Raw genomic sequence first — 15,432 nt, forward strand, 5'->3', positions numbered from 1 at the left:
CATGGACGATCTGACGCTGGTACGGGACCACACGGTCTACCGGTGCGTGATGGGGTCCCGGGCGTTCGGGCTGGCGACGGAGGCGAGCGACACCGACCGGCGCGGTGTCTACCTCGCCCCGGCTCCGCTGTTCTGGCGGTTCGAGAAGCCCCCCACGCACGTGGAGGGCCCTCGGGACGAGGAGTTCTCGTGGGAGCTGGAGCGCTTCTGCGAACTCGCGCTGCGGGCCAACCCGAACGTCCTGGAGTGTCTGCACTCGCCCCTGGTGGACGAGCTCACCCCGGTGGGCGAGGAACTGCTCTCGCTGCGCGGGGCCTTCCTCTCCCGCCGGGCCCACACCAGCTTCAGCCGGTACGCGGTCTCCCAGCGCGGCAAACTCCTCGCCGACGTCCGCGTCCACGGCGCCCCGCGCTGGAAGCACGCCATGCACCTGCTGCGCCTGCTGCTGTCCTGCCGTGACCTCCTGCGCACGGGCCGCCTGAGCATCGACGCGGGCCCGTACCGCGACCGCCTCCTGGCCGTCCGCCGCGGGGAGCTCGCCTGGGACGAGGTCGACGCCTGGATGGCCCGCCTCCAGGAGGAGACGGAGACCGCCCTGGCCACCACGCCCCTGCCCGCGGAACCGGACCGCGCCCGCGTCGAGGACTTCCTGGTCCGCGCCCGCCGCGCCTCAGTCGAGTAGCACGCGGCGCCGTACGACGAACGCGTCGAGGGCCTCGTACGCCGACGCGTGCTCGGGCAGGGCGGAGGCGGACTGGGCCGTGTCCAGCACCGCGTGCAGCGCCTCGAAGTCCGCGCGCACCCCGTCGAGGGCCGGGCCCTCGTAGCCCCCGTGTTCGGCGGCCACCTTGGCCTCGATCAGGGCGGCGAGGTACGGGGGCGCCTCGGGCACCTCGGCCAGCAGGGTCGGCAGGTGCGCCTGCACCGTGCCCGACCGCATCAGGTGGACGCCGGTGAGCAGCGCCCGGAACGCGTAGAGCAGCGGCTTGAGTTCGGCGGCCTTCTCGAAGAGCCGCCACTGCGTGTTGGCGAACCCCCGGTAGTGGTGGGCGTGGTGGGAGGTCAGCACGCCCGGGGCCAGCGCGATCAGCTCCTCGTGCGCCGGGGTCGTGTGGACCACGAGCGGGGAGAGCAGCTGCTCCAGGACGTAGCCGTTGCGGTTCAGCATCAGGCGGACGAACTTGCGCAGGTCGTGGGTGACGAGGTCCATCTCCACGTCGTCCCGGTCCCACATGCGGGTGCGGGTCTCCTCCGGTTCGCGCAGGCCGAGGAGGGCCTGCGCCGGCAGGAGGTGGGCGCCGCGCAGGTCGATGTCGGAGTCCCGGGACGGGAAGCCGTACAGGTGCGCGCCCGAGACCGTGGCGAAGAGCAGCGGATCGGGCTGCTCCGCGACGACGGGGGTCAGGTCGATACTCAGTGCGTCCAGCATGGATCAAGCATCCCAGAGCGCGCCGAAGGCCAGCAGTTCGTCCCGGTACTCGATGCGGCCCTCCCACTCCCGGGGCCAGACGTCGGCCCCGAGGTGGGCTCCGGCGAAGGCGCCGGCGAGGCAGGCGAGGGAGTCCGAGTCGCCCTTGGTGCAGGCCGCGCGGCGCAGGGCCAGGAGGGGCTCGTCGGGGAAGAGCAGGAAGCACTGGAGGGCGGTGGCGAGGGCCTCCTCGGCGATCCAGCCGTCGCCGGTGGTGAGGCAGGGATCGGTTTCGGGGGAAGGGCTGCGCAGGGCGGCGGCCAGCCGGTCCAGGACCGCCAGGCACTCGTCCCAGCCGCGCGCGATGAAGGACTCCGGCGAGGCGTCGGAGGCGGTCCGCATCCACAGGTCGCCGAGCCAGCGCTCGTGGTAGCGGGTGCGGTTCTCCAGGGCGTACGAGCGCAGCCGTCCGACCAGGCCCGTCACCTCGGTGCCCGTGGCGAGCAGGTACACGGCCCGTGCGGTCAGGTCGGAGGCGGCGAGCGCCGTCGGGTGCCCGTGGGTGAGGGCCGACTGGAGCTGGGCCGCGCCCGCCCGTTCCTCCTGCGTCCAGCCGGGCACCAGCCCGACCGGGGCCACGCGCATGTTGGCGCCGCAGCCCTTGGAGCCGATCTGGCTGGCGTCCCGCCAGTCCCGTTCGGGCAGGTTCAGGAGGCTGCAGGCCTTCAGGCAGGTGTTTCCAGGCGCCCGGTTGTTCTCCGGGGAGTGGTACCAGTCGACGAACTCCTCGCGGACCGGGCGGGCGAGCCGCAGCGGGCCCACCCGGCCGCGCTCCTCGGAGGTCCGCATGCCGCGCGCGAGGGCGAGGGTCATCTGGGTGTCGTCCGTGACGATCGCCGGGCGGGGGAGCTTCATCTCCCGCCACGGGCCCGTCTTGGCCAGGATCGAGGGCACGTCGTTGAACTCGGTCGGGAAGCCGAGGGCGTCGCCCAAGGCCAGGCCGACCAGGGCGCCCGTCGCGGCTCGCTTCGTCATCGGGTGGGTCCTTCCGGTCGCAGCAGAGGGGGGTGCAGGGCGGTCGCCGGGCCGGGCCGGTAGAGGGCGGCCGGTTTGCCGCGGCCGCCGGTGAGCCGGGCGGCGCCCGGCACGGGCTCGACGAACCCGGGCGTCGTCAGGACCTTGCGGCGGAAGTTGGGGCGGTCGAGGGCGGTGTCCCAGACGGTCTCGTAGACGGCGCGGAGCTCGCCCAGGGTGAACTCGGGCGGGCAGAAGGCGGTGGCCAGGCCGGTGTACTCCAGCTTCGAGCCGATCCGCTCCCGCGCGTCCGCCAGGATCTCGGCGTGGTCGAAGGCCAGGTCCGGGACCTCCCCCACCGCCAGCCAGCGGGCGTGCGCCGCGTCCCCGCCGCCCTCGGCCGCCGGTTCGGGCAGATCCGGGACCAGCGCGGTGAAGGCCACCGAGACCACCCGCATCCGCGGATCCCGGTCCGGTTCGCTGTAGGTGCGCAGCTGCTCCAGGTGGAGCGCCGCCACCACCTCCTCCGACAGGCCGGTCTCCTCGGCCAGTTCGCGCCGGGCGGCCGTCTCCGCGGACTCCCGCGGCAGGACGAACCCCCCGGGCAGCGCCCAGGCACCCGCGTACGGCTCCTGGCCGCGCCGGATCAGCAGGACGTGCAGGGCTTGCTCGCGGACCGTGAAGACGGCCAGGTCCACGGTCACCGCGAACGGCTCGAAGGCGGGCGGAGCGAGAGGGGGGTCCTCCCGCCCGGAGGCCGGGGGAGGAACGCATCCGGCTGTCATCGGTTCTCCGGGAGGGGGTCGGTGAAGTGCCAGCCCTCGGCGAGCAGCTCGTCCACGGCCCGGACGGCCGTCTCCAGCCGGGCCGCCCGGTCCCCGCGCACGACGAGGAAACGTCTCCCGGTGCGTTCCAGTTCCGCCCGGAACCGCTCCGTCATCCAGGGCCTGAGCTGCGGGCCGTCGCGCAGCCCGTCGTCCTCGAAGGGCACGTCGGCGTGGTCGGTCAGCAGGTACAGGTCCCGTCGGCTGCGGGCGGCGATCCGCTCGACCTCGGGATTGCGGCCGCCCGTGTACCGCTCGTGCCAGATCCCGGTCGCGAAGGAGTCGGTGTCGCAGAACAGCACCGGGGAGCCGAGCCGGGCGGCCCGCTCCTCGTCGGCGTCCTGCCGGCGGGCGATGACGGGGAACTCCTCCGAGGCGAAGGACACGTCCGCCCAGGAGGCCGCCGGGTCGGCGGCGCGGGCCGCCGCCAGCTTCTCCTCGCTGTACCGGCGGCCGTACTCGGCGACCCAGCCGGTCTTGGCCCAGACGCCGCCCCGCCGCCGGTAGTGGTCCGCGAGGGCCCGCGACAGCGTGGTGGTCCCGGTGGACTCCGCGCCCAGGACCACGACCCGCCGGGTCAGCGCGGCGCGCACGGCCGGCCCCAGGAACTCCCAGGAGCCGACGGGATCCCTGCGCACGGCCGTCCCGGACACCGGGAACAGCGTCCGCTCCCGGTCCACCAGGACCTCCTCGGCGCCGAACCGCCGGGCGAGCTCGCCGCCGTACTCCTCCGAGGTGAACACGGCGTCGACCCGCCCGGGGACCGCCCTGCGGAACACCGCCATGTGGGCCTCCCAGATCGCCGGGTCGTGCAGGTCGACCGGGATGTCGTCGACGGCGCCGACGACCTGGGCCCCGGGGTGTGCCTCGCGCATCCAGGCGACCCGGTCGGCGAGCGGGACGGACTCGACGGAGGCCGCGCACACGAGCACGGTCAGCCGCTCGCACTGGTCCTGGGCGGTGCGCACGAGGTGGTGGTGGCCGGCGTGGGGCGGGTAGAACTTGCCGAGGACCAGGCCGTGCCCGTGGCGCCTCATGCCGTCGCCTCCAGGGCCGTACGAGGCCCGCCTGCGGGGAGGGAGCGCCGCCAGCCGATCAGGCCGGCCACGCAGAGGGCGAGGAAGCCGGCGTAGAGGCCCGCGGTCAAGTAGAGGCCCTTGTAGGCGTAGAGCGGGATGTACACGAGGTCGGCGGCGATCCACAGCCACCAGGACTCGACGAGCTTGCGGCACTGGCCGTAGGTGGCCGCCAGCGAGAGCCCGGTGGTCAGGGCGTCCCAGAAGGGCACGGTGGAGTCGGTGGCGCGGCCGAGCAGCAAGGTGAGGGCGAGGACCCCCACCGCCCCCGCCGCGGCCAGCCGGATCCATTCGGTGCGCGTGGTGCGGCGCACCCGCAGGGCCCCGGCGGTTCCTGGTCCACCCCCGTGGGTCCAGGACCACCAGCCGTACGCGGCGAGGGCGATGTAGACGACCTGCAGCCAGGCGTCGGCGTAGAGGCCGGCCTGGGCGAACAGGACGATGAAGAAGACGTTGTTGGCGATGCCGAGGGGCCAGTTGGCGACGTGCTGGCGGGCCACGAGCCAGACGCACAGGGCACCAGTGGCGAATCCGAGTACCTCGGTCCAGCTCATGACGATCCCCACTCCCTTAATAGTCAGGTTGACTATAAACAGGGGAGGCGGTCCCGGACAAGGGAAAAGCCCGCGGCGCCGGAGGGCGCTGCGGGCTTTTCGGGATCTCAGGGGGCGGGGCGGTACTACAGACCGACCTCGCGCATCAGCATGCCGACCTCGGTGTTGGTCAGGCGGCGCAACCAGCCGGACTTCTGGTCGCCGAGCTCGATCGGGCCGAAGGAGGTCCGGACGAGCTTCTCGACCGGGAAGCCGGCCTCCGCCATCATGCGGCGGACGATGTGCTTGCGGCCCTCGTGGAGGGTGACCTCGACCAGGTAGTTCTTGCCGACCTGGTCGACGACGCGGAAGTGGTCGGCGCGGGCGTACCCGTCCTCCAGCTCGATGCCGTCCTTGAGGCGCTTGCCGATCTCACGCGGCAGCGGGCCGGTGATGGCGGCGACGTAGGTCTTCTTCACGCCGTACTTCGGGTGCGTGAGGCGGTGGGCCAGCTCACCGTGGTTGGTGAGCAGGATGATGCCCTCGGTCTCGGTGTCGAGCCGGCCGACGTGGAAGAGGCGCGTCTCACGGTTGGTGACGTAGTCGCCGAGGCACTGGCGGCCGTCGGGGTCCTCCATCGTGGAGACGACACCGGCGGGCTTGTTCAGCGCGAAGAACAGGTACGACTGGGTGGCGACGGTCAGACCGTCCACCTTGATCTCGTCCTTCGGCTGGACGCGCCTGCCCTGCTCCAGCACGATCTCGCCGTTGACCTCGACGCGGGCCTGCTCGATGAGCTCCTCGCAGGCGCGGCGCGAGCCCATGCCGGCGCGGGCGAGCACCTTCTGCAGGCGCTCACCCTCCTCCTCGGCACCCGGGAAGGTCTTCGGGGTCTTGATCACGGGCTTGTCGGCGTACCGGTCGCGCACGCGCTCCTCGATCCGCGCGTCCAGCTCGCGCGGGCGGGACTGGCCGCTGCGGCTGCCGGGGCCGCTGCGCGGGCCGCCGGCGCCGCCGATGCCGGGGGTCTTGGAGGTCCGGGGACCGCCCTTGGCGCCACCGCGCGCGGCCGCGCCACGGGCACCGCCGCCGCCCGCCTTGGGGCCGCTGCGACCGCTGCGCTCGCCCTCGGGGCCCACGTCGTACCGGCGCTCCTCGGGGCGCGGGTTGCGGATCCGCGGCGGCGGAGCCTGGTCGCGGTCGCGGGAGTCGGAGCCACCGCCCTGGTAGCCGCCGCCCTGGTAGCCGCCACCGCCCTGGTAGCCGCCGGAGCTGCCGCCGCGGTAACCGCCGCCGCCTCCGGTGGAGCCGCCGCGGGAGCCGCCACCGCGGGAGCCGCCGCCCGAGGAGGAGCCACCGCGGGAGGCGCCACCGCCGGAGGAGCCGCCGCCGCGGTAGTTGCCGCCGGAGGAGGAGCCGCCGCGGGAGTTACCGCCGCGTCCGCCACCACCGCCGCCGCTGTTCCTGTTGCCGCCACCGTTGCCGTTGCCGCTGCTTCGCATCAAATGTCCGTCGTCTTGTCGTCTACATCGGTATCCGGAGCATCCGGATCGAACGACGGCACACCTTCTTGCGTCTCGGCTTCGATCGCGTCCGCCTCGGGGAGGAAGGGCGCGAGCTCCGGGAGCTCGTCCAGGCCTCGCAGGCCCATCCGCTCCAGAAAGTAGTTCGTCGTCCTGTATAGGATCGCACCTGTTTCGGGTTCCGTCCCCGCCTCCTCCACCAGACCGCGCTGGAGGAGGGTCCGCATGACCCCGTCGCAGTTGACTCCGCGGACCGCCGAGACCCGCGAGCGGCTCACCGGCTGGCGGTACGCGACGACCGCGAGGGTCTCCAGGGCCGCCTGGGTGAGCCGGGCCTGCTGGCCGTCCAGTACGAAGCCCTCGACGGCCGGGGCGTACTGCGCCCGGGTGTAGAACCGCCAGCCGCCGGCGACCAGCCGCAGCTCGAATCCCCTGCGGGCGGCCGTGTACTCGTCGGCGAGCTCGCGCAGCGCGTCCGCGACCTCGCGCGGGGTCCGCTCCAGCACCTTCGCGAGGTGCGCCTCGGTCGCGGGCTCGTCCACGACCATGAGTACGGCCTCCAGCGCCGGCTTCAGCTCCAGCGCGGCCACCGCGCTCGTCGCTTCGCTGCTCAATCCTTCGCCTCCACGATCTGGTCGAACTCGTCGGTCACGGTCGGCATGCCGTCGCCGTCGCCGCCGCTCCAGCGGACGGTGAGCGTCCGCAGGGCCTCCTCCTGGTCGAGGACCACCGCCTTCTCCCGGTAGAGCTCCAGGAGGGCCAGGAAGCGCGCGACGACGGTGAGGGTGTCGGCGGCGTCCTCGGTGAGCTCCTGGAAGGTGGCCTCCCCGCGCGCCTTCAGCATCCGCACCACGAGCCCGGCCTGCTCGCGCACGCTGACGAGGGGCGCGTGGATGTGGTCCACGTACACCTGCGGCTTGGCCTTCGGCTGCATGGCCTTGACGGCGAGGCGGGCGAACCCCTCGGGCCCGATGCTGATGACGACCTCGGGCAGCAGGTCCGCGTGGTGCGGCTCCAGCCCGACGGTCCTCGGGTACCGCCTGCCCTCGGCCTCGGCCCGCGCCTCGAAGATCTCGGCGACCTGTTTGTACGCGCGGTACTGGAGGAGGCGCGCGAAGAGCAGGTCCCGGGCCTCCAGGAGGGCGAGGTCCGCCTCGTCCTCGACCTCGGCCGCCGGCAGCAGCCGGGCGGCCTTCAGGTCGAGGAGGGTGGCGGCGACGACGAGGAATTCGGTGGTCTGGTCGAGGTCCCAGTCCGGGCCCATGGCCCGGATGTGCGCCATGAACTCGTCGGTGACCTTGGACAGCGCGACCTCGGTGACGTCGAGCTTGTGCCGCGAGATCAACTGGAGCAGCAGGTCGAAGGGCCCCTCGAAATTGGCGAGCCGCAACGTGAACCGCCCCTCGCCTCCGGCGCGGCCCGCAGCCTCCCCATCCGGCCCGCCCCCGGCGGACGCCCCCTCGCCGGGGCCGCCCGCAGCGTGCGCCTCGCCGGGTGCGTCCTCGCCGGGTGCGTCCTCGCCGGGGCCGCCCGCCGCAGGCGCCTCGCCGGGTGCGTCCTTGCCGGGGCCGCCCGCGCCGGGTGCGCCCGCGCCCGGTCCGCCCTCGCCGGGTGCGCCCGCGCCCGGTCCGCCCGCGGCGGGTGCGCCTGCGGCGGGTGCGTCCTCGCCGGGGCCGTCCTCGCCGGGGCCGCCCGCCGCGGGTGCCTCGCCGGGTGCGTCCTCGCCGGGGCCGTCTTGGCCGGTGCCGTCCTCGCCGGGGCCGCCCGCGGCGGGGGTGGCCTTCGGCCGGATCTCGGGCGGGGTGAGCCGACTCGGGTCGGGGTGGGGCTCCTGGGGGGCTGGAGGGCCGCCTGGGCGCGCGGGGGCCGTCGCGGGCTCCGCCCCGCTCTCCGCCGCCGCAGGGCTCTGGGTGGGCGCTTCCGGGGCTTCTGGGGCCGCTCCCGCGTCCGTCGCACCGGGTGTGCCAGGGCCGCGCCCCAGCGCTCGCCGGGGCGGTCGGCCGGAATCGGCGGGAAAGGGCATCGCGGTCCAAGGGGGTACGCAGGGGACGAGCCGGGCGGAGCGACACGGCCACGAGCAGCCTAGGCCCTCTCCGGGCGATCCCCGTGGACCAGCCCCACGGTCCCGTGATCGGACCGGACCAGGTGACATGAGCGCCGGGCGCGCATCGTGAAAAAGCGGCGCAGCCTCGGCGTTGCCGGCCGGGCTCGGGCGGCAGCGCCGTATCCGGCTCCCCGCGTCCCCGGCGTGCCGGACAGCGGGCTCGGACGGCAGCGCCGTCTCCGGCTACCGCGTCCTCGGCGTGCCGGGCGGGCCGGGGCGGCGGCGCCCTGTCCGGCTGCCACGCGTCGCGAGGCGAAGAGACCCGGCGTGCCGGGCACCGGGCTCGGGCAGCAGCGCCCGGTCCGGCTGCTGCACGTCCTCGGCGTGCCGGGCGGGCCCGGGCGGCGGCGCCGTATCCGGCTGCTGCGCGTCCTCCGCGGGCCGGTAGGGCTCGGGCGGCAGCGCCGTGTCCGACTACCGCGTCCTCGGCGTGCTGGCCGGGTCCGGGCGGCAGGCCGGCTGCTGCGCGTCGTGGGTGGAACCTCCGCGGGCTGGGCGGCAGCGGCCGGTCCGGCTGCCACGCGTCGCGGGGCGAAGAGGCCCCGGCATCACGCGCCGGGCCCGGGCGGCGGCGCCGGGGCCGGCTACCGCGCGTCCCGGCGTGCCGGGCAGCGGGGTCGGGCGGCGGCGCCGGGGTCGGCTGCTGCGCGGCCTCGGCGGGCCGGGTGGGCTCGGGGGCCCTGCAGTGGCGCGGCGGGCGGGAGGTGCTGCCCGGCCGCGGTGTCCCGCGGTCCCGGCGGTGGGGCCGGGTCCGGCGGGAGCGGCAGGCCGGGGGCCGGTCAGCGGCCGCGCAGGCGGCGGACCAGGATGCTCGCGTCCCCGCGGGACTCGAGGTCGGCGAGGACCACGGCCACCGCCTCACGGACGATGCGACCCCGGTCGACGGCCAGCCCGTGCTCCCCGCGCAGCACCAGCCGCGCGTGTTCCAGGTCCATGAGCTCCTCCGCGGAGACGTAGACCGTGATCTTCTCGTCGTGCCGTTCGCGGCCGCTGGGCCGCCGGTTCGCACCGCGGCCCTGCCCCTTGCCCCGGCGGGTCGCGCCGGTGGGGGCGGCGACCGCCCCGCCGGCCGGGCCGGCGGGACTGACAGAACCTTCCTGCGGCCGTCGTGGCTGCCCCACGACGGGCCCGCCGGACGCCGTACCGGCCTCAGCCTCCCGGCTGCGGCCCTCCCCCGCTTTGCCCTCGGCCGAACTCGCCGAGTGTTCCGCGGCGGGCGCCTCGTCGACCCCGCGCCGCGGCGAGGACGACTGGAGCGCCATCCCCCCGGTCGTACGGAACAGTTCGTCGGCTCCGGGCAGACTCACTCGGCGTGACACCGGGCGAGCACCTCCCTGGCCAGCTGGCGGTAGGCGGCGGCGCCGACGGAGTTGGACGCGTACGTCGTGATCGGCTCACCGGCGACCGTGGTCTCCGGGAAGCGCACCGTGCGGCCGATGACCGTGTGGTAGACGTGGTCGTCGAAGGCCTCGACGACGCGCGCCAGCACCTCACGGCTGTGCACCGTACGGGAGTCGTACATCGTGGCGAGGATGCCGTCGAGCTCGAGCTCGGGGTTGAGCCGCTCCTGCACCTTCTCGATCGTCTCGGTCAGCAGCGCCACGCCGCGCAGCGCGAAGAACTCGCACTCCAGCGGGACGATGACCTTGTGAGCCGCCGTCAGGGCGTTCACGGTCAGCAGACCGAGCGAGGGCTGACAGTCGATCACGATGTAGTCGTAGTCGGCCATCAGGGGCTTCAGGGCCCGCTGCAGGGTGGACTCGCGCGCGACCTCACTGACCAACTGCACTTCCGCAGCGGACAGGTCGATGTTGCTCGGCAGCAGGTCCATGTTGGGGACCGCCGTCTTGAGCAGCACCTCGTCGGCCGACATGCCCCGCTCCATGAGCAGGTTGTAGACCGTCAGGTCGAGTTCCATCGGGTTCACGCCGAGCCCCACGGACAGCGCGCCCTGCGGGTCGAAGTCGACGAGCAGCACGCGGCGCCCGTACTCGGCGAGCGCGGCACCCAGGTTGATGGTCGACGTCGTCTTGCCCACGCCGCCCTTCTGGTTGCACATCGCGATGATCTTCGCCGGACCGTGGTCGGTCAGCGGACCCGGGATCGGGAAGTACGGGAGCGGGCGTCCGGTCGGGCCGATCCGCTCACGGCGCTGGCGGGCAGCGTCGGGGGCGAGGGTGGCCGCGTACTCGGGGTCCGGTTCGTACTCCGCGTCGGGGTCGTAGAAGTGCCCTTCGGGCACATTGTCGTAGTCGGCGAAACCAGTGGGCTTTTCGCCGCTCAGGTCGCCGGCCCTGGAGTTCACGTCTAGGCCGTCCATGCTCTTTTGGGGCGTCGTCATGTGCTGGTGGTTTGCGAAGGTGCGTACCGCGACGGAGCCGACGGCTTCGAGCCCGGTAGGACCTTGGCCCCGCTCGGGCATCCCTGCTCGACCACCCCCAGGGGCAAATGTCGACTCATTCACAAGTCGTCTTACCTCCTCGGACGTGACCAGGACACTTATCGATAGGTCAGCGTGGCACCATGCCGACGGTTGGCGACTCTATGGCGTGTCACCACTCAGCGGCAACACAATCCGCCGGACCCGGCACGATGTGTCGGCAACCGAACACCACTCTGTCAAGGGCGTGCGAGCTGTCGCTGCGAAGTTTCGCGGGTGTGCGAAAGGGTTAAAGGGTTACGTTCGAGGCGAGTTGAGCGGGGTCTGCGGGCATGCCTCAAACGCGTCCGGCCGGACCTTGCGGGCAAGGTCCGGCCGGATACGTGAGATTGACGTCAGTCGTTGACGCGTCAGCCGAGGAGCGTGCTCAGCTCAAGGGTCTGGAGGCCGTGGGCCTCGGCGACCGGACCGTAAACGACCTGCCCGTCATGGGTGTTGAGGCCCAGCGCGAGCGCGGGGTCACGGCGCAGCGCCTCGACCCAGCCGAGGTTCGCGAGCTGCACGATGTAGGGCAGCGTGGCGTTGGTCAGCGCGTAGGTGGAGGTGTTCGGCACCGCGCCCGGCATGTTGGCGACGCAGTAGAAGACCGAGTTGTGGACCTGGAAGGTCGGCTCGGCGTGGGTGGTCGGACGGGAGTCCTCGAAGCAGCCGCCCTGGTCGATCGCAATGTCGACAAGTACACTTCCGGGCTTCATCTTGGCGACGAGCTCGTTGGTGACCAGCTTCGGGGCCTTCGCACCCGGGATCAGCACCGCGCCGATGACGAGGTCCGCCTCGACGACGGCCTTCTCGAGCTCGAAGGCGTTGGAGACGATCGTCTTGATCTTCGTACCGAAGATCTTGTCGGCCTCGCGGAGCTTGTTGATGTCGCGGTCGAGCAGGGTCACGTGGAAGCCCATGCCGATGGCGATCTGCGCGGCGTTCCAGCCGGAGACGCCGCCGCCGATGACCACGCACTCACCGGCGTGGGTGCCGGGGACACCGCCGGGGAGGACGCCACGGCCGCCGGCCGAGCGCATCAGGTGGTAGGCGCCGACCTGCGGGGCCAGCCGGCCCGCGACCTCGGACATCGGGGCGAGCAGCGGCAGCGCGCGGTTGGCGAGCTCGACCGTCTCGTACGCGATGGCGGTGGTGCCGGACTCCAGCAGGGCGTCCGTGCACTCGCGGGAGGCCGCCAGGTGCAGGTAGGTGAAGAGGGTCTGGTCCTTGCGGAGGCGGTGGTACTCCTCCGCGATCGGCTCCTTGACCTTCAGCAGCAGGTCGGCGGTGGCCCAGACCTCGTCGGCGGTGCCGAGGATCTCCGCACCGGCCGAGACGTACTCGGCGTCCGTGATCGAGGAGCCGACACCGGCGTTCTGCTCGATGAAGACCTGGTGGCCGTTGCGGACCAGCTCATGCACGCCGGCGGGCGTGATGGCGACCCGGAACTCGTTGTTCTTGACCTCGCGGGGGATGCCGACCTTCATCGTCGATCACGGTCCTTGGCTCAGGGGATTTTTCGGGGCACTTCCATACATACCCGCCCACAAGAACGCGCAACGGGATGCACCACGGGATGTCGTGGTGAAGCCAGTCTAATGAAGGACGACGCGCTGTCTAGCCTTGCAAACAAATAATCTCAGTCGATATCACTGCGGATTTCGCAGGCTGCGGGGTCGTCGCCCAGCAATCTGTCGGCTGCGGAGCGGTGCAGCCTCGCGGCCGCCGGGTCGCCCAGCCTGTCCAGCGTGTCGGCCAGCCGGACCTGCAGCGCGGCCTGAAGCCGCTGGTCGCCGGCCCTGCGCGCGAGCTCCACCGCCTCCCGGCAGGTGTGCAGCGATTCCTCGGGGCGTCCCGCGTACTCCTGGACGCGCGCCATCTCGCTCAACGCCTTTGCCTGGCCCGGCACATCGGCCAGTTTCCGGTAGCCCGCGGCGGCGGCCCGCCAGCTGCGCAGCGCGTCCCCGTACCGGCCCGCGTACGTGTGCACGTTCCCCAGCCGCCCGTACAGCCGGGCCTCGTCCGCGCGCTCCCCCCGCGCCAAGGCCTGGGAGAGGGCCCGGCCGAACCAGTCGGCGGCCCGGTGCCAGTCCGCCAGCTCCTGGTACGCGCCGCCTACGGATTCCATCGCGCGGCCGGTCGCGTACGGGTCCCCGGCGGCCTTTCCCGCGACGAGCGCGGCCCGGTAGCGCTCCAGGGCCTCGTGGGTCCGTCCGGTCTCGGCGTCCAGATCGGCCAGGTTCAGCAGCGCGGCGGCCTGCTCCCGGTGCAGGGAGCGGCGCTCGGCCACGTCCAGGACCAGCCGGTGCAGCCCGTACAGCTCCGGGGCGGCCCCGGCGGTGCCCCGGTGGTCCGCGAGGGCCCGTACGAGGGCGGCGACCAGCCGGCGGGCCAGCGTGTCCAGCCCTCCGTCGGCCACGGCCAGCGAGGCGGCCGCGCAGAGCGCGGGCAGCCGGGTGTCCAGCCAGGTGGCGGCGGCCCGCCGGTCCGGGAACCGCAGGGCGCGCGGCAGGCCGTCCAGGACCTCCCGGACCTCCTCCTCGTCCGCCGAGGCCATCGCCCCGCAGGAGTGCAGCAGCCGGACCGTGCGCTCCAGCATCCGGGCCCGGGCCAGCTGGACCTCGGCGGGCCGCTCCGTGGCCTCCAGCAGGGCCTGCAGCATGGGGGCGAGGCAGCCGGGCAGCAGGAACAGTCCGTCATGCGCGTTCCGTACGAGTCCCAGCCCGGCGAAGTCGTCCAGCGTGGCCTGGGCCGCGGCCACGGAGCAGCCGGCGAGGGCGGAGGCGGTGTGCGAGTCGACGAGGCCGGCCGGGGCCAGCGGCAGCAGCCGCAGGGTCCGCTGGGCGGGCTGCGGCAGGGACTCGTAGACGAGCCGGAAACACCGGGCGAGCGGGCCGCCGGCGAGGGCCGGCATCTCGTGCAGCTGCTTGGCGACATCGGCGACGGAGGCCTTGGGCCGGGCGGCGAGCCACCCGCCGACGAGGCCGAGCGCGGCGGGCTGGCCGCCGCACTCCTCGGCGAGGGCGTCGGCGGCCCGCGGGTCGGCGGTGACGCGGGTGTCGCCGATGTGCTGGGCGAGCAGCTCCACGGCTGAGGGCGTGTCGAGGCCGCCGAGGGTGCAGGGCCGCACGTCGGGAATCCCCGTGAGGGGCCCCTCGGAGGTGACCACGACGAGGCACTCGGGGGTGTCCGGCAGCAGGGCGTCGACCTGGTGCGGATCGGCGGCGTCGTCGACCAGGATGATCACCCTCCGGCCGTCGAGCGCGGTGCGCAGCGCCGAGCTCAGCTCGTCCTCGCCGGCTCCGGGCGGGGTGGGCCGGCCGAGCCCTTCCAGCAGGCCCCTGACGGCCCGCTCGGTGGCCACCGTCTCCCCTCCGGGGAGGACGAGCCGGGTCCGCAGCACCCCGTCGGGGTACTCGGCGGCCACCTCGCGCACGAACTCCTCGGCGAGGGCCGTCCGCCCGGAGCCCGGCCGCCCGGCGACGAGCAGCACCCTCGCCCGGGGCGCCTTGGCCTTCCGGCCGGAGAGGGTGTCGAGCCCGGTCCGCGCGATGTCCTCGCGCAGCTCCTTGAGCTCACGCCGCCGCCCGACGAAATCCGTCACGGATCCGCTCCTCTCCCTGCCTTCGGATGGCGAGCGTAGTTCACACAGAGCGACGACCCGTGTGGAGCGCGGCGGGCAAATCCCCCAATCGGATCAGCGGATGGTCCCATTTTTCGACGCTGCGCTCGCACGCCTCGCCCCTGGCGGGCCTCCGGCTTCGCGCCGCTGCGCGGAGCCCTCCCCGCCCCGCCCTTCCCCCGTTCCGCGGGCTCCGCCCGGACCCGCGCCTCAAACGCCGGCGGGGCTGAAAGGCCCCGGGGCTACGCCTCGTACGGGCGGGCGCGCCAGGGGGTCTGGGCCGGGCGGAGGGCTTCGATGCCACCCTCGGAGGCCAGCGCGGCGGAAAGGGCCAGGACGCCCGTCACCAGTCCGGGATTGCCCAGCTCACCGGCGAGGATCCCGCGTACCAGGTCCCCGAGGGGAACACGGGCGATCTCCATGTCGGCCTCCTCGTCCGAGACCACGTACCGCTCCCCCTCCGCCTCCGCGAGGTCCCGCGCCAGGAAGACCCGTACCGCCTCGTCCGACCCTCCCGGGGAGCTGAAGAAGTCCACCAGCACGCGCCAGTCCTCCGCCTTGACGTGCGCCTCCTCGTACAGCTCCCGCTGCGCCGCGCGCAGCGGGTTCTCCCCGGCCACGTCCAGCAGCCCCGCCGGCAGCTCCCACAGCCGGTGCCGTACCGGGTGCCGGAACTGCCGCAGGACCAGCACCCGCTGCTGCTCGTCGAGGGCGAGCACGCACACCGAGCCCGGGTGCACCTGGTAGTCGCGGCGCACCACCGCATGGTCGGGCATCCGGACCTGGTCCGATTTGACGGAGGTCTTCGCGCCCTCGAACGGGGTGCGCGAGGCGACGACCTCCCACGACTCCGGTGTGTCCACGATGTCGTTGCCGATGTCGTTGCCCATGGCCATGGCCGATACCTTC

General features: G+C 73.5%; 14 protein-coding genes. 1 reads left to right on the forward strand and 13 read right to left on the reverse strand.

What is annotated here, in order from left to right:
* The first annotated feature begins 1 nt into the window (after position 1).
* Complete coding sequence (locus ACZ6JT_RS27945) at positions 2-682, forward strand: nucleotidyltransferase domain-containing protein (RefSeq protein ID WP_469213859.1); 681 nt, start codon at positions 2-4, stop codon at positions 680-682.
* On the opposite strand, the gene ACZ6JT_RS27950 is transcribed toward ACZ6JT_RS27945, so the two are convergent.
* The 13 genes from ACZ6JT_RS27950 to ACZ6JT_RS28010 form a co-directional block, all read right to left on the reverse strand.
* On the reverse strand, positions 671-1,429 hold the full coding sequence (locus tag ACZ6JT_RS27950) for a nucleotidyltransferase domain-containing protein (RefSeq protein ID WP_388471764.1): 759 nt from the start codon (positions 1,427-1,429) through the stop codon (positions 671-673). The two genes, ACZ6JT_RS27945 and ACZ6JT_RS27950, sit on opposite strands and share 12 nt — an antisense overlap.
* Before the next feature lie 3 nt (positions 1,430-1,432).
* On the reverse strand, positions 1,433-2,443 hold the full coding sequence (locus ACZ6JT_RS27955) for an ADP-ribosylglycohydrolase family protein (protein WP_469213862.1): 1,011 nt from the start codon (positions 2,441-2,443) through the stop codon (positions 1,433-1,435).
* Positions 2,440-3,207, reverse strand: coding sequence for an NUDIX hydrolase (locus ACZ6JT_RS27960; protein ID WP_469213864.1), 768 nt, complete (start codon positions 3,205-3,207; stop codon positions 2,440-2,442). Before ACZ6JT_RS27960 ends, ACZ6JT_RS27955 begins: the two co-directional genes overlap by 4 nt.
* Positions 3,204-4,283 carry an AAA family ATPase gene (locus ACZ6JT_RS27965; protein ID WP_469213865.1) on the reverse strand — a complete coding sequence of 360 codons (1,080 nt, stop codon included), beginning with the start codon at positions 4,281-4,283 and terminating at the stop codon, positions 3,204-3,206. The genes ACZ6JT_RS27960 and ACZ6JT_RS27965 overlap by 4 nt, the downstream gene beginning before the upstream one ends.
* Positions 4,280-4,876, reverse strand: coding sequence for a nicotinamide riboside transporter PnuC (pnuC, locus tag ACZ6JT_RS27970; protein ID WP_469213867.1), 597 nt, complete (start codon positions 4,874-4,876; stop codon positions 4,280-4,282). Before pnuC ends, ACZ6JT_RS27965 begins: the two co-directional genes overlap by 4 nt.
* A 125-nt stretch (positions 4,877-5,001) precedes the next feature.
* Positions 5,002-6,357: a pseudouridine synthase gene (locus tag ACZ6JT_RS27975; protein ID WP_469213869.1), complete on the reverse strand. Its 1,356-nt coding sequence runs from the start codon at positions 6,355-6,357 to the stop codon at positions 5,002-5,004.
* Positions 6,357-6,992 carry an SMC-Scp complex subunit ScpB gene (gene scpB / locus ACZ6JT_RS27980; RefSeq protein WP_365481709.1) on the reverse strand — a complete coding sequence of 212 codons (636 nt, stop codon included), beginning with the start codon at positions 6,990-6,992 and terminating at the stop codon, positions 6,357-6,359. Before scpB ends, ACZ6JT_RS27975 begins: the two co-directional genes overlap by 1 nt.
* Positions 6,989-8,401, reverse strand: coding sequence for a segregation and condensation protein A (locus ACZ6JT_RS27985; protein WP_469213871.1), 1,413 nt, complete (start codon positions 8,399-8,401; stop codon positions 6,989-6,991). The genes scpB and ACZ6JT_RS27985 overlap by 4 nt, the downstream gene beginning before the upstream one ends.
* A gap of 860 nt (positions 8,402-9,261) precedes the next feature.
* The gene (locus ACZ6JT_RS27990; protein ID WP_469213872.1) at positions 9,262-9,801 is read right to left on the reverse strand and encodes a hypothetical protein; all 540 of its coding nucleotides are present in this window, start codon (positions 9,799-9,801) and stop codon (positions 9,262-9,264) included.
* The gene (locus tag ACZ6JT_RS27995) at positions 9,786-10,904 is read right to left on the reverse strand and encodes a ParA family protein (RefSeq protein ID WP_319726258.1); all 1,119 of its coding nucleotides are present in this window, start codon (positions 10,902-10,904) and stop codon (positions 9,786-9,788) included. Before ACZ6JT_RS27995 ends, ACZ6JT_RS27990 begins: the two co-directional genes overlap by 16 nt.
* A gap of 368 nt (positions 10,905-11,272) precedes the next feature.
* Positions 11,273-12,388 (reverse strand): alanine dehydrogenase, encoded by a 1,116-nt coding sequence (gene ald / locus ACZ6JT_RS28000; RefSeq protein WP_243630405.1) that lies wholly within the window; start codon positions 12,386-12,388, stop codon positions 11,273-11,275.
* A 152-nt stretch (positions 12,389-12,540) separates the two neighbouring features.
* A complete protein-coding gene (locus ACZ6JT_RS28005) occupies positions 12,541-14,505 on the reverse strand; it encodes a tetratricopeptide repeat protein (RefSeq protein WP_469213873.1) in 1,965 nt (654 codons plus the stop codon).
* A gap of 260 nt (positions 14,506-14,765) precedes the next feature.
* Positions 14,766-15,419 carry an NUDIX domain-containing protein gene (locus ACZ6JT_RS28010; RefSeq protein WP_469213874.1) on the reverse strand — a complete coding sequence of 218 codons (654 nt, stop codon included), beginning with the start codon at positions 15,417-15,419 and terminating at the stop codon, positions 14,766-14,768.
* Positions 15,420-15,432 lie beyond the last annotated feature (13 nt).

It is taken from the genome of Streptomyces sp. NPDC046308 (assembly GCF_055588065.1).

What these genes read in the sequence shown, in the direction of transcription:
- ACZ6JT_RS28010 (WP_469213874.1), bottom strand. Translation starts at nt 15,419, where the DNA reads ATGGCCATGGGCAACGACATCGGCAACGACATCGTGGACACACCGGAG.
- pnuC (WP_469213867.1), bottom strand. Translation starts at nt 4,876, where the DNA reads ATGAGCTGGACCGAGGTACTCGGATTCGCCACTGGTGCCCTGTGCGTC.
- ACZ6JT_RS27985 (WP_469213871.1), bottom strand. Translation starts at nt 8,401, where the DNA reads ATGCCCTTTCCCGCCGATTCCGGCCGACCGCCCCGGCGAGCGCTGGGG.
- ACZ6JT_RS27975 (WP_469213869.1), bottom strand. Translation starts at nt 6,357, where the DNA reads ATGCGAAGCAGCGGCAACGGCAACGGTGGCGGCAACAGGAACAGCGGC.
- ACZ6JT_RS27945 (WP_469213859.1), top strand. Translation starts at nt 2, where the DNA reads ATGGACGATCTGACGCTGGTACGGGACCACACGGTCTACCGGTGCGTG.
- ACZ6JT_RS27955 (WP_469213862.1), bottom strand. Translation starts at nt 2,443, where the DNA reads ATGACGAAGCGAGCCGCGACGGGCGCCCTGGTCGGCCTGGCCTTGGGC.
- ACZ6JT_RS27995 (WP_319726258.1), bottom strand. Translation starts at nt 10,904, where the DNA reads ATGCCCGAGCGGGGCCAAGGTCCTACCGGGCTCGAAGCCGTCGGCTCC.
- ACZ6JT_RS27965 (WP_469213865.1), bottom strand. Translation starts at nt 4,283, where the DNA reads ATGAGGCGCCACGGGCACGGCCTGGTCCTCGGCAAGTTCTACCCGCCC.
- ACZ6JT_RS27950 (WP_388471764.1), bottom strand. Translation starts at nt 1,429, where the DNA reads ATGCTGGACGCACTGAGTATCGACCTGACCCCCGTCGTCGCGGAGCAG.
- ACZ6JT_RS27960 (WP_469213864.1), bottom strand. Translation starts at nt 3,207, where the DNA reads ATGACAGCCGGATGCGTTCCTCCCCCGGCCTCCGGGCGGGAGGACCCC.
- ald (WP_243630405.1), bottom strand. Translation starts at nt 12,388, where the DNA reads ATGAAGGTCGGCATCCCCCGCGAGGTCAAGAACAACGAGTTCCGGGTC.